The following is a 12,970-nucleotide window of genomic DNA, read 5'->3' on the forward strand; positions in this document are numbered from 1 at the left end:
GGATTCCAGGCAGATTCAATTGCTTGATTTTCTTGAACAGCAGTGGCCGAGTCGAGTTGGATTTATTGGCGCGCAAGGTAAGTTCCACTAACCCGCTGCGGGGCCGCGCTCCGGCCGCATGGGCGCGTCCCCCAGGCATAGATGGAAACACGTCTGGACGCCCTTCTGCGTGACGCGCACACTGCTCGCGCTAACACGACAGGCCCATCGCCAGTCGCATAGAACACCGAGGCATGGACGCCAAGTCTGCTGTCGGCAGAAGAGGGTCGGCAACGAAACGCGTGCACGATGCCATCGGTCACGCTGCACTGTTGTCCTCCGCGCCCTCCTCGCACCTTTCACCGCCGTGTAAACGCACACACTAAGCCTCTTCATCCATGGAACTTCGTCATCTCCGCTATTTCATTGCAGCCGCTGAAGAGGAACACTTCGGCCGCGCCTCTGACCGCCTGCACGTGACCCGACCCGCGGTATCTCAAATCATCGCTGACCTGGAAGAAGAGATTGGTACGCCATTGTTTGAACGGCTTGCACACCGCGTGCGGCTGACGGCCGCGGGCAAGGTGCTCCTGCCTCAGGTTCGGAGCATGCTGGAGCGCCTGAACGACGCGCTGGTCACAGCGCAGCGGGTGGGCCAAGGCAAGAGCGGTACGCTCAGCATTGGATACGGCTCGCTGACTCTCCTGAACACGATCTTTCGCGCAGCAATCAAGCAATTCAACGAGTCCTATCCGGACGTGAAGCTCTCGCTGTGCGAGATGTCCACGACCGAACAGCCCAAGGCGCTCGCCGAGGGCAAGATCCACGCGGGGTTCATGCATCTCGGGCCCGGCGGGGTGAAGATGCGCAAGGGGCCCGGTTCTGGCATGGCCTCGCAGGACGACACGGTGCTCGACTGGTTCAACATCCAGACCAATGCGCTTGGCGTGGCACTGCCGGTCGAGCACCGCTTGGCACAGAAGAAGTCGCTCACGCTGGCCGACCTCGCGGCTGAGCGCTTTGTCGTCGTGCCGGAGTCGGTCAGCAGCCCGGGCTACGGTCCGCTCTTCGCACTATGTCAGCAGGCCGGCTTTGAACCTGATGTTGTGCAGGAAGTCCGGACAATTTCAGCCCAGCTGAACCTCATCTCGGTGGGCATGGGCATCGGGCTGGCGGTGACCGGCCGCAACTTTGCGTACCCTACAGGCATCTCGGTCGTGCCGCTGGAGAACGCAAACTACTCGACCAGCTTCGTGTTTGGCTGGGTGAAAGGCAACGTGGATCCGGCGCTCGAACGAATGCTCGACATCATCAAGATCCTTGCGAAGTGATCTGCGCCTTGGCCGAGCACCTCGGTGGCTAAACGCCGGGTGCGAGGACCCGAAGCAGCTCGGTGGCGTCACCGAGCGCATCCAGGTGTCGTGCCATTTCGGTGACCCTTTCGATTCGGCCGGCGGACACCGTGCTTGCAGCCGCAGCAGCGCAGTCGGCAAACTTCGACGCCATGTCGTTCCACGACAGCGGCGCCTCAGCGCTGCCTGGCACTTTCGAACCGACCCGGTCAAAACGCCGTCCGTCTCGCATCACGATCTCGACACGGCCATCAGGCAGTTTGGTTTTCCAGTCGAAACTAGCGTCTTCGACCGGCACCACCTTTTGAGCGGCAGCGAGCACGAGAGGGTCATGGAGCGTCGCCATGCAGAAGTCCGACACCTTCATCTGTCCGCGCGCCATGACGATCCCGACACAGAATGGCAGACTGAACTTGGCATCTACCAATGTGGCGGGCGCGCGGCGATCCGCCAGCGGAGTCGACATGATCTGCTGAAAGTCGCCGACGTATACGCGCACTTGCTCGATCTCGTCTGCCACCAGTTGGTGCTCGCGCATCAACCCGATCGTGGCATGGAGGTAGGTGTGCACGTTGCCCACAGCTGGCCAAAACTTGTAGAGCATGGAGGCACCGAGGTGCTCCGTCCCGAGGTTCTCCAGCATCTTGGTGCGGTCATACTTGCCGCCGTAATAGGTGTTGAAGATGCCGGCCTGGCCCTCAAACAGCGCGTCAATGCCAGTGATGCCTTTCTCGGCCAGCAAGGCACCGAGCACAGCACCTTGCGCTGTGAAGCCGGCGTACATGCCTCGCAAATCACTGCCGGTGCCGAAGATCAACTGCATCGTCCCGCCGGATTGCATGCTGGCAATTCCGAGCGCATGGGCGGTCTGAACCGGGCCGAGGCCAACCACATGTGCGGCCGCAGCCGCGGCCGAAAACACGCCAACCGAGGTCGACAAATTCCAGTCCTGCCGCCACCCCACGTTGCAGCGCAGCCGCACGAACAAGTCCTGGCCTGCGGCCACGGCAGCGATCATCCGCCGTCCAGAAATTCCGCCTTTGCGCTCGGCCAGCGCGAACGCTGCGGGGACGATGGAACTCGATGCATGGGCACCCCACGGCGTCTGATCGTCGAAGTCGAGGGCGTGGGCCATCGCGCCGTTGGCGAGTGCGGCCATCGGCGCGGGCACACGCCCGCCAAAGCCAAGCACTGACGATTCGGCGTCGCCACCCCATTCCTGCACCAGGTCCACCAGGCCGCGAACGGCTGGCTCCATGCCACTGGCGGCCAGCGTCACGCCGAGAGTGTCGAGGATGCTCTTTTTCGCCGCGTCGATTGCTTCCGGCGAAAGGGATTCGAAGCGGGCGCCGGCAATGGCATGCGCGAATTCATGACTGATGTCGATCGACATGGCATCTCTCCTGTGCAGCGGATTGGATCGAGCGCTCGCGCTAGGTGCGAGATCAATGCAACTTGCCCCGTCCCTTGCCACCCACGGTGTAAATCGCCGCAGCGATCACGATCACGGTGCCCTCGATGAGACCTTGGTAGTTCGCGCCGAGGTTCAACATGTTGAAGCCGTTGGTGAGGGTGAACAGCAGCAGCGCCCCGGCCAGTGTCTTGACCACGCTCCCAGCGCCACCGAAGAGCGATGTGCCGCCGAGGATGGCCGAGGCGATCACGGTGAGCTCCGCTCCCTGAAGCGCCGCCGGATTGATCGACCTCAGCCGGCTGCCGAACATCACGCCGGCAAAGCCCGCAGCGGCGCTGCAAAGGATGAAGGCCGCCATCCGGTAGCGGGCAACGTTGATGCCCGAAAGCCGCGCGGCCTCAGGGTTGCCGCCCACGGCATAGAGGCGTCGGCCGATGACTGTGAAGCTCAACACCGACCAGACGATCAACGCAAAGACGGACATGTAGATCACGGCCTTGGAGACAGACAACTCGTCGCCGCCATACCAGCCCGTCCCCATCGCACAGACCCCTGCGATCAGCAAGCCGACGGCTGCCGGCGACAGGTTCCTGGCTTCTCGCCGCAAGCGCAGGACCAACACCACGCCCGCCAGCGCCAACGCAGCGCCGATGATCACCAGCGGCATGCCAATGGCAACCCGGCCCGACTCGAAGGCGCGCATCGCGGCGATCACGTCCGGGTTCTCGACAGACAGCGAGCGGCCGTCGGTGTAGATCAGGACGATGCCTCGTATCGCGGTCAGCGTGCCCAGCGTCACGATGAAGGCATTGATGCCCAGGTATTGGACGATTGACCCATTCAGCAAGCCTGCCAATATCGCCACCAACATCGCGACACCAACCGCTGGCCAAAATCCAAGCGCATCGCCAAGGCCGATCAGCAAGGCAGCTGAGAGTGCTGCCACCGAGGCCACCGACAAGTCAAAATTGCCGGTGATCAGAATCACCGTCATCGCGATGGCCATCACAGCAGTCAACGATGACTGGTGAAGCACATTCGTGACGTTCTGGATGCTGAGATAGCTCACCCGTCCGGTGTAGGCACTGGCGACGGTGAGCACCAGCACGAGCAGCAGCAGGGCGTAATACACCCCCATTTCGCGCAGGCCGAAAAGCCGTCGCCAATTGTGTTTCACGACCGGCAGGCTGGCAGGCACCAGGCTGACCGCAGGTGGAGCGACCGTGTCCCGCAAGGAAGCCGGAGTAGCTTGGTGGTTCATCAGTGCAAAGGCCAATCAATCGACGTCAAGGGTGTGCCATGAATCGGTGCGGCGTCGGGGGGGGCACCCTTCCCGCCAGCCATCAGGATCAGATCGTGCTCAGATGTCGCCTCCCGTGCGCGTTCGGCGACACAGCGGCCATCGCGCATCACGAGGATGCGATCACTCACGGCGAGAAGTTCCTCGAACTCGGACGACACGATGATCACGGACTTGCCTGCCTCGGCCAGCTCGCGCACAAGGCGGAGGATGTCGGTCTTGGCACCAATGTCGATGCCAGCAGTCGGTTCATCAAGAAGAAAGACCTTCACGTCGCTGAACAACCATTTGGCGATCGTGACCTTCTGGGCATTGCCGCCGCTCAAATCCGTCACGAGCGAATCGGGCGATGGCGCCTTGATTTTCAACTTTCGAATGGCCTCGGCACCGCGCTGGTATTCGCGGCTGCGCATCGGCAGCCAGCGGCCCCACGAGACACCCGCCAAGTCCGGCAAGGTGGTGTTGCGCCACAACTCGAACAGCGGCACCAGCCCCTGCCGCGAGCGGTCTTCAGGGACGAGCGCGATGCCTGCGCGGACCGCAGCCGCAGCTGATCGCCCGACCTGCTTGCCACCGACCACGATGCGGCCGACGGCATCGGGATCGGCGCCGAAGATGGCGTGCAGAAGCTCGCTGCGGCCGGAACCCAATAAGCCGGCAATGCCAAGCACCTCGCCTGCAGCCAGCTTGAGGGACACAGGCTTCAGCTTTCCAGGTGATGCCAATTCACGCAGCTCAAGCACCACCGGGGCATCCGAACGATGCGTTTTCTCATGTGCACGGTCGAGCGCAATCAGTTGCCGGCCCACGATGGCTTCAGCGATGCGCGCCTCGTCCATGTCGCAGGTCTGCGCACGCAGCACGGGCTGCCCGTCCCGCAGGACCGTCAGGCAATCGGTCATCGCCATGACTTCGTCCAGAAAGTGCGATACGAACAGGATTGCCTTATTTTCGATCCGCGACAATCGCCGCACGGTCTCGTACACCACCTCCCGTTCGTCGCTGGCCAGCGATGCAGTGGGTTCATCCATCACGATCAGTTCGGCCCCAGTTCCCAGTGCCTGGAAAATCGACACCATCTGCCGCTGCCCAATCGCCAATTCGCTCACCAGACCGTCTGGATCGAGCCGATACCCAACGCGCTCGCAGAGTTCGGCAAACCGCGTTCGGTAAGACGGATTTCGTCGCCAGCGCCCGTCGTCTCCCAGGAAGACGTTTTCAAGAACCGACAGTGTGGGCACGAGCGGGATGTGCTGGTGAATGGTCGCAACGCCCATCGCATTCGCTTCCTTGGGCGAAGACCATTGAACAGTCTCTCCCTTCCACATGATCTTCCCGCCCGATGCCGGGAATGCGCCGGACAGGATCTTGATGAGCGTGGACTTGCCGGCACCGTTGGCCCCGAGCAAACCGTGGACCTTGCCACGCTCGATCACCAGATCGACCCCGCGCAGCGCAACCACGGCACCGTTGGCGAACGACTTGGACAACCCCTCCAGCCGCAACAGCGGAGGGCCTTCGGCAGCTCGCATCGAACGCACTTCGTGAAGGCTTGTCGCCGCGACTGCGCCGATCACCACTCGGCCGGGCAGACCGTCAGGTTTGCCTTGGTGATGGCCGGCGTTTCATAGGAGATGAACTGCCCCATCTTGGTGTTCTTGCCAGTCGCCGCGTCGAACAAGGCCTTCGCGGCAAGGCGGCCAATGGTTCCTGGCTTGGTGCACACGGAGCCATCCATCTCACCGTTCTTGATGGCATCGTTGCCGAGCTTCGAGCCGCCACCGGTTGCCACCAGCTTCACCTTGGAATTGGCCGCTCGGATGGCGCGTGAGCAACCGAGCGCCATGTCATCGGCTTGGCTGAAAAGCATGTCCAGGTCGGGGTATGCAGTCAGCATGTTCTGGCACACGGCCTCGCCCTTTGCCGGCGTCCAGTCGGTCGGCTGCGAGGCGACGATCTGGTATTTCACGCCGGCGGCGTTTAACGCCTTCGTGAAGCCTTCAGTTCGTTGCCGGACCACAGCGAAGCCAGGCGCGCCCTCGACGATGCCGATCTTCACCACACGGCCCTTTGGCAACATAGTGGCGGCCAGCTCGCCGGCGCGCTGGCCTGCGACGACATCGTCCGTCACGACCAGCGCTGTCAACCGGGGGTTGACCTGCCTGAGTGGCACCTTGTCGGGATCGCCGATCTGCTGCGCGGCGGCCACAAAAGGAATCTTCTTCTCGGCCAGGCGATCAACCCAGCCCAGCGCGACGACCGAGTCGGTGGCGATGATGGCGATGCCGTCCACCTTCTGCGCGATCAGATCCTCGATGGCGTTGCCCTGCCGCTCCACGCTGTTGCGCGGATCGATCACGATCGCCTTGCAGCCCAGTTCCTTGCATGCATCCTGGAATCCCTTTCCAAGCGCAGCGTCGTAGGGGAATTGCATGCTGTTGGCCACGTACGCGATCGTGATGTCCTTCGCGTTCGCTGTGGCTGCTGAGAACGCCAGTACGCAGGCGCCGAAAAGGGCGGCAGAGGTCTTGTGGATGTATTTCATGTATGTCTCCTGTTTTAGTGTCGATTCTTTGTGCATCGTTGGCGCTGTGCTTACCGTCTGACTGCCAACCCGCCAGACCGTCAGAAAATCATTTACATGCGGGCCGTCTTCTGCAGGATGGTCTTCGTGACGGTGTAGGCGTCCAGGCTCGTAGAGCCCCCCTCACGCCCAAAACCGCTCTCCTTCACACCGCCGAATGGCGTGTCTGCATCCGGCGCGCCGAAATGGTTGATCGACAGCACGCCACACTCAAGTTCTCGGCCGAGTCGCTCGGCTTCTTCCAGCGAATTGGTGAACGCGTAGGCGGCCAGACCCACCGATAACGAATTGGCAAGTGCGATCCCCTCTTCGAGGTCGACAATCGACACGCAGGCACCAATCGGGCCAAACGGTTCGATCGTCATCGCGTCCGCGTCGCGCGGCACATCGGCGAGAACGGTGGGCGCGAAGAAGTAGCCGCGGTCACCGATCCGGTGGCCGCCGGCAGCAATGCGCGCGCCGCGCTGCCTGGCGTCTCGAACAAGTGCTTCCATCGCCGCCAGCCGCCTGCTGTTGACCACCGGGCCGACCTGCGCGTTCGGGTCAAACCCGTCGCCGACCCGCAGCTCACGGGTGGTCTTGACCATTGACGCAACGAACTGCTCGTAGAGCTTCTGGTGCACTATGAAGCGGGACGGTGAAGCACAGATCTGCCCGTTGACACGCGTGCTGCCGAGCGCCGCAAGGCGGCCGACCTCGACCGCATCAACCCCATCGCACACGAGCACGGGGGCGTGACCACCGAGCTCCATCAGCGCTGGCTTCATCGCCGCGGCGGCGAGCTGTGTCAGCTGCTTGCCCACTTGAACCGAGCCCGTCAGCGTGACCAACCGGGTGACGGGCGAAGCAATCAGCGCAGTCGAGATGTGAGCCGGGTTGCCAAAGACGAGATTGAGCACCCCAGCAGGAAGCCCGGCGTCGACGAAACACTGGACCAGGTGACAGGCCCCGCCAGGCGTCTCCTCGGCAGCTTTGAGCACAATCGAACAGCCGGCGGACAACGCAGCGCTGACTTTGCGCGCCGGCGCGCTGAGCGGAACGTTCCACGGCGTGAATGCCGCCACCGGCCCGATGGGCTGGCGCAACACATACTTCTGCATCTGCGGTTCGCCCGGCACAACGAGTCCGTAGCCGCGCAACGATTCGGCGGTGTCCCACTCGAAGAAGCTGGCAGACCGCTCGACTTCCGCACGAGCATCCGCAATCGTCTTGCCGTTCTCCAGCGTGATGGTGTGAGCGATGGCTTCGGCGCGCTCGCGCAGCAGCGCAACGGCCCTAAGAATGACGCGCACTCGCTCCTGGGGCGGCGTGTCACGCCAAGTCAAGAAGGCCCGCGCCGCCGCCGAGAGCGCACGCTCAAGGTCCTCGGAACTGGCCTGAGGAACAGGCCCCAACACGCGCTCATTGCTCGGGTTGCGAACGTCCTGATAGGAGCTCCTGTCATGGATCCACTTGCCATCGATGTACAGCCCGATGCGCGGGTACGCCACAAGCGATGTGTTGTCGATCACCTGAGGGTTCTCATTGGGCATGAATTGATCCTGTTTGCATTTCTGCAGGGGCCTGAGGCGCTCTGACAATCGCAACCTTCGCTGCGTTGTTGCCACAGATTGAGCGACCGCCACATGGTCAATCTGTGGCAATAATTATTTGGTGGGGCGGTCGATCTGGTCGAGTCGAATTTTCTGGCGTTGACGGTAAGTTGACCTGAACGCTGCGAGAGAAGCTGGCTGGCTGACCGACGAGGCATAACTCACCGCGCTCGCATCGGATTCGGCGCGTCGAATCAGATCCCGGCGGTCTGTCCGCCATCGACGACCATGGCATGCCCGGTGACAAAGCCGGCCTCCTCGGAGCAGAGCCACAAAACCGCCGCGGCGATCTCTTCAGGTTTCCCCATTCGCCCTATCGGCTCCTGCGCGACCACACGGGCCCTTCCCTCGGCGGTGCCGAGCGTGAAGCGTTCGATCATCTCGGTGTCGATGATCCCCGGGCAGACCGCGTTGACACGGATGTTGGACTTTGCATAGTCGAGCGCAGCCACTTTGCTGATGGCCGTGACACCGAACTTTGCGGCGCAATAGGACGATTGGCCCGTGATGGCCAACACACCGGCGCCAGACGCGGTGTTGACGATTGCCCCGCCGCCGCCCGAGAGCATCAGCGGGATCTGGTACTTCATGCACAGGAACACGCTGCGCAGGTTCACGCTCAGGACGCAGTCCCACAGGTCTTCGCTGATGTCGGCCAAGGCCGCAACAGGCTGCTCAATGCCAGCATTGTTGAACGCCAAGTCGAGCCGGCCGAAAGCATCCATCGCCACCTGAAGCGCGGCCCGCACGTCTTCACCGCGCGTCACGTCGCAGCGAACAGCACACACCGGCGCGCCAATCTGCTCGATCAGGCGGGCCGTCTCCTGGTTGCCTGGCTCGGCAATGTCGGCCAGCAGAAGGCTGGCACCCTCGCGCGCAAATGACAGTGCCGTGGCCCGGCCAATGCCGCTTCCGGCACCGCTCACAAACGCCACCTTGCCGGCGTAACGCCGACGTTCATTCACCATCGTCATCTCGATCTCCTTCGTTGGAATCGTTCAGGCGCCCCTTGTCTGCGGTGTCGCACGCGCCGTCAGGCGGCAAGTGGCCGGCGCGCCAGCCCATCCTGCAAAATCATGTCGGCACCCTTCTCGGCAATCATCATGGTCGGTGCATTGGTGTTGCCCGAAGTGACATGCGGCATGACGGAGGCATCGATCACTCGCAGCCGTTCGATGCCCCGGACGCGCAGCCTCGCGTCCACCACCGCCATGCTGTCGCAACCCATCTTGCAAGTGCCCGAAGGATGGTGCGCAGAGTTGCCATGGACCTGCATGTAAGCGAACAGTTCGTCGTCGGTCTGGGCTTGTGGACCAGGCAGGATCTCCTCCACCACACGCTCGGCCAGCGGCCCTGTGGCAAAGATGCGGCGGATCTGCCGCAGCCCTGAGATGACGGCGTTCACGTCATCGGGGTGGGTCAGGAATTCGGGATGGAACACGGGTTGCTGAAACGCATCCGCCGAGCGAAGTGTGATGTAGCCGCTCCCGGCAGGCCGAAGCCGATAGACCGAGGCGGCGATCGAGGGTTGGCGATCAACCTCGACGACGCCATTGCCGTGGTAGGTGAATGACATCGGCCGGAAGCTGATCTGCAGGTCGGCGTAGGGCTCATCGGGGCGACTCTTCACGAACGCTGCCACCTGCGAGGACCCGAGCGCGAGGTATCCGGATCTGGTCGTCAAATAGCGCAGCCCCTCCCAGTATTTGCGCAAGCCGGTGATGTTGGCGTTGTACGAACTGTCGGGTGTGGCGCGGTAGCTGGTGTGCAGGTAAAAGTGATCTTGCAGGTTGCGGCCGACGCCCGGCAACTCAAGCTGCTGCTGGATGCCGTGGCGCTGAAGCTCTGCTGCCGGCCCAATGCCCGAGAGCATCAGCGTCTGCGGCGAATTCAGCGCGCCGGCCGCAAGCACAACCTCTCGCGCGGCGCGCAACACACGCCTTTCTCCGCCTTCGACCACTTCGACGCCGACCGCCTGGTTGTGCTCGAACACAATCTTCTGCACGAAGCAGTTGGTACGCACGACGAGGTTCTGCCGTGATCGCACCGGGGCCACATAGGCCGCATAAGCGGAGTGGCGACGCCCGTGTCGGATGTTGTGCTGCATGAACGCGACGCCGTCGTGCAGTTCGCCGTTGAGGTCGGCCGTGCGCGGGATGCCCTGTCGCACCGCCGACTCGATGAAGTCCACGGAAGCAGGATGCCGGATCACCGGATCACTGATCCACAACGGGCCGCCGACACCGCGGTAGTCGTCACCACCTCGCTCGTTATGCTCCATGCGCTTGAAGTAAGGCAACACGTCTTCGAAACCCCACCCGGCATTGCCCAGGTCGCGCCAGGTGTCAAAGTCCTGGCGGTGTCCCCGGATGTAGACCATGCCATTGATCGCACTCGAGCCTCCCAGACCCTTGCCGCGCGGCCAATACATGCGCCGGTCCAGCAGTCGCGCCATGGGCTCGGTGGTGTAGTTCCAGTTGAGGCGCTTGTGGAAGTAGAGCTTGGCCATGCCGGCAGGCGTGTGGACCCAGAATTTTTCTGCGGGCGGCCCGGCCTCCAGCAGCAGCACGCGATGCTCGGGGTGGTCTGACAAGCGCCGGGCCAACACGCAACCCGCCGAGCCGGCGCCAATGACGATGTAGTCGAAGTCTTTCAAGTGATGGTCCATTTGGCGAGGCTGCAGTGACGACCTTTTCGATTCTCGAAGCCAGTGTGTCACCACGCCAATGAATAGAATGAAAGCGTTCATCAGCAAACACGCATGACCAACATCCTTGATGCCGTTCCGTGGGCACGCCGCCTGAAGATTCGGCACCTGGAGGTGTTCCTGTCGCTGCAGGAGACGGGCAGCCTCACCGCTGCCGCCGCTCAGTTGCACATGACGCAACCTGCCATGTCGCACTGGCTGGCAGACATCGAAAGCGTCATCGGCCGCCCCTTGTTTGTTCGAGGCCGCCGCCTCGTGCTGACCACCGAGGGCGAAGTACTGCGCTCGCACGCCGCGCGCATGCTGGGCGACGTGCAGCGCACCCATGCCGATCTGGCTGCGGTGGCTTCAGGGCTACGAGGTCGCGTGCACGTGGGCACCGGCATTCCGAGGGTGCTGCTGCCCAAGGCCATCGCGCGGATGCAACAGGAGCGGCCGGACATCTTCGTATCGGTCGCGGAAGCGCCGCTACCGGATCTGCTTGAGCGACTGTCAAAACGCGAGATCGACATCGTCATTGGCGCGCTGAGTGCGCAGGCGCTGCGCTCGGGCTTCTCCACCGAGACGCTCATCGAGGACAGCGTGCAAGTAGTGGCGCTTGCCGGGCACGCACTGCTTCGCAAGCAAGTGCCGCAATGGGAAGACACGGCCCGCCATCCCTGGATTCTGCCGCCCTTGGGCTCGGTGATGCGCGACACGCTGGACGCGGCGTTCGCAGCGCGCCGGCTGCGTCCGCCAGTGCCTTGCGTGGAAGCCAACTCGTCGATACGCATGCAACTTTTGACCGGAGAATGCGACTACCTCTCCATCCTGTCCGCGTCCGAGGTCCAGTTGTACCGGCCAATGGGCCTGATCGAGGCCGTGCCGCTCATGCCGGCCATTCCGTCGCCCGACATCGGGGCGATCTGGGAAGCGGATCGCGCCAACCCAGTGATGACGCAGTTCCTCGAAGCCCTGAGACTTGAGGCTCGCGCAATGGTGGCCTCGGCTTAGCCGACCAGCGTCAGCCTCGCTTACCGTCAGCCGCAAAAGAATCAACTCGACCGGCCGCCGCCGACGCCACAGAATTCGGCTCGGTCGCTGAGGCGCTTGAGTGCAGATTCGGGGAGTTTCGAATGCGGATTGGATACATCGGCCTGGGCGCCATGGGCGGCGCCCTCGCCCGTCACCTGGTAGGGAAATACACGCTGACTGTGCTGGATCTCAACAGCAGCATCGTCGCATCGTTCGAGGCGCAGGGCGCCCAGTCGGCGCGCTCCAGTAAGGACTTGGCGCGCCAATGCGACGTGGTGATGCTGTGCCTGCCGCGCAGCTCGGACGTCGAGCGTGTGCTGTTCGGCCCCGACGGGTTGGCCGAAGGCCTCGCGTCCGGTGCCATCGTGGTCGACCAGACCAGCGGCATCCCGGAAGAAACGCGCAAATTCGCCCAACGCCTCGCCGAACACGGTGTGTCGATGATGGACGCCCCCGTCTCGGGCGCCATGGCAACAGCCATCGCAGGCACTGTCTCCATCATTGCCTCCGGCCCGAAGGACGTGTTCGACAAGGTGCAACCGCTGCTCGCCACAATTAGCCGAAACGTGCTCTATTGCGGCGAGCGCGTGGGCAATGGACAGACCATGAAGGCTGTCAACAACATGATGAATGCGGGCTGCCGGCTGGCGACGCTCGAGGCAGTGTCAATGGGCCGCAAGTACGGTTTGTCGCTGCCGGCAATGACGCAGGCACTGAACCACACGACGGGTCGCAACTTCACTTCGCAAGGCATGCTGGTGGCCATCGCCGAGGGGCGCCAGTCGACCAATTTCGGACTCGCACTTCAGCTCAAGGACGAACAGCAGGCGCTTTCGATGGGCATGGCGCAAGGCGTGCCAATGCCGATCTCGGACATCGTGCGGGGCTTGCTCCAGATCGGCGTGAACACGCTGGGCAAGGAAGCGCGGCTGGAACAGATCATCGGGGTCATCGAATCGATGGCCGACACACGGCTGGCGCCCTTGGCTGCGCCAGCCTCGCCCGTCCAGAATCACTGAGCGCAGCAT

General features: G+C 63.0%; 10 protein-coding genes. 3 read left to right on the forward strand and 7 right to left on the reverse strand.

All coding sequences use genetic code 11. The features are described from left to right. Positions 1 to 377 precede the first annotated feature (377 nt). Positions 378 to 1,310, forward strand: a complete 933-nt coding sequence (locus tag AC3WR5_RS10345) for a LysR substrate-binding domain-containing protein (protein ID WP_492484095.1) — start codon at positions 378 to 380, stop codon at positions 1,308 to 1,310. A 28-nt stretch (positions 1,311 to 1,338) separates the two neighbouring features. Here the strand turns inward: AC3WR5_RS10345 and AC3WR5_RS10350 are convergent, their stop codons facing one another. The 7 genes from AC3WR5_RS10350 to AC3WR5_RS10380 form a co-directional block, all read right to left on the reverse strand. Next, positions 1,339 to 2,724, reverse strand: a complete 1,386-nt coding sequence (locus AC3WR5_RS10350; RefSeq protein WP_492484097.1) for an MmgE/PrpD family protein — start codon at positions 2,722 to 2,724, stop codon at positions 1,339 to 1,341. Between the two features lie 52 nt (positions 2,725 to 2,776). Continuing rightward, complete coding sequence (locus AC3WR5_RS10355; protein WP_492484099.1) at positions 2,777 to 4,006, reverse strand: ABC transporter permease; 1,230 nt, start codon at positions 4,004 to 4,006, stop codon at positions 2,777 to 2,779. Next, positions 4,006 to 5,577 carry a sugar ABC transporter ATP-binding protein gene (locus AC3WR5_RS10360; protein WP_492484101.1) on the reverse strand — a complete coding sequence of 524 codons (1,572 nt, stop codon included), beginning with the start codon at positions 5,575 to 5,577 and terminating at the stop codon, positions 4,006 to 4,008. The genes AC3WR5_RS10355 and AC3WR5_RS10360 overlap by 1 nt, the downstream gene beginning before the upstream one ends. Before the next feature lie 41 nt (positions 5,578 to 5,618). After that, positions 5,619 to 6,590: a sugar ABC transporter substrate-binding protein gene (locus AC3WR5_RS10365; protein ID WP_492484103.1), complete on the reverse strand. Its 972-nt coding sequence runs from the start codon at positions 6,588 to 6,590 to the stop codon at positions 5,619 to 5,621. 92 nt (positions 6,591 to 6,682) lie between these two features. Continuing rightward, positions 6,683 to 8,161 carry an NAD-dependent succinate-semialdehyde dehydrogenase gene (locus AC3WR5_RS10370; RefSeq protein ID WP_492484105.1) on the reverse strand — a complete coding sequence of 493 codons (1,479 nt, stop codon included), beginning with the start codon at positions 8,159 to 8,161 and terminating at the stop codon, positions 6,683 to 6,685. 254 nt (positions 8,162 to 8,415) lie between these two features. Next, a complete protein-coding gene (locus tag AC3WR5_RS10375; RefSeq protein ID WP_492484107.1) occupies positions 8,416 to 9,195 on the reverse strand; it encodes a glucose 1-dehydrogenase in 780 nt (259 codons plus the stop codon). 59 nt (positions 9,196 to 9,254) lie between these two features. Next, positions 9,255 to 10,877 (reverse strand): GMC family oxidoreductase, encoded by a 1,623-nt coding sequence (locus tag AC3WR5_RS10380; protein ID WP_492484108.1) that lies wholly within the window; start codon positions 10,875 to 10,877, stop codon positions 9,255 to 9,257. A 105-nt stretch (positions 10,878 to 10,982) separates the two neighbouring features. On the opposite strand from AC3WR5_RS10380, the gene AC3WR5_RS10385 reads away from it, so the two are divergent. Next, a complete protein-coding gene (locus AC3WR5_RS10385) occupies positions 10,983 to 11,921 on the forward strand; it encodes a LysR family transcriptional regulator (protein WP_492484110.1) in 939 nt (312 codons plus the stop codon). A 122-nt stretch (positions 11,922 to 12,043) separates the two neighbouring features. Then, a complete protein-coding gene (locus AC3WR5_RS10390; protein WP_492484111.1) occupies positions 12,044 to 12,961 on the forward strand; it encodes an NAD(P)-dependent oxidoreductase in 918 nt (305 codons plus the stop codon). The last annotated feature ends 9 nt before the right edge of the window (positions 12,962 to 12,970 follow it).

Source organism: Ideonella sp. FW305-24, assembly GCF_058788035.1.

Excerpts from the sequence above, each read along its gene's own strand:
- AC3WR5_RS10345 (WP_492484095.1), top strand. The coding sequence starts at position 378 with ATGGAACTTCGTCATCTCCGCTATTTCATTGCAGCCGCTGAAGAGGAA.
- AC3WR5_RS10350 (WP_492484097.1), bottom strand. The coding sequence starts at position 2,724 with ATGTCGATCGACATCAGTCATGAATTCGCGCATGCCATTGCCGGCGCC.
- AC3WR5_RS10355 (WP_492484099.1), bottom strand. The coding sequence starts at position 4,006 with ATGAACCACCAAGCTACTCCGGCTTCCTTGCGGGACACGGTCGCTCCA.
- AC3WR5_RS10360 (WP_492484101.1), bottom strand. The coding sequence starts at position 5,577 with ATGCGAGCTGCCGAAGGCCCTCCGCTGTTGCGGCTGGAGGGGTTGTCC.
- AC3WR5_RS10365 (WP_492484103.1), bottom strand. The coding sequence starts at position 6,590 with ATGAAATACATCCACAAGACCTCTGCCGCCCTTTTCGGCGCCTGCGTA.
- AC3WR5_RS10370 (WP_492484105.1), bottom strand. The coding sequence starts at position 8,161 with ATGCCCAATGAGAACCCTCAGGTGATCGACAACACATCGCTTGTGGCG.
- AC3WR5_RS10375 (WP_492484107.1), bottom strand. The coding sequence starts at position 9,195 with ATGACGATGGTGAATGAACGTCGGCGTTACGCCGGCAAGGTGGCGTTT.
- AC3WR5_RS10385 (WP_492484110.1), top strand. The coding sequence starts at position 10,983 with ATGACCAACATCCTTGATGCCGTTCCGTGGGCACGCCGCCTGAAGATT.
- AC3WR5_RS10390 (WP_492484111.1), top strand. The coding sequence starts at position 12,044 with ATGCGGATTGGATACATCGGCCTGGGCGCCATGGGCGGCGCCCTCGCC.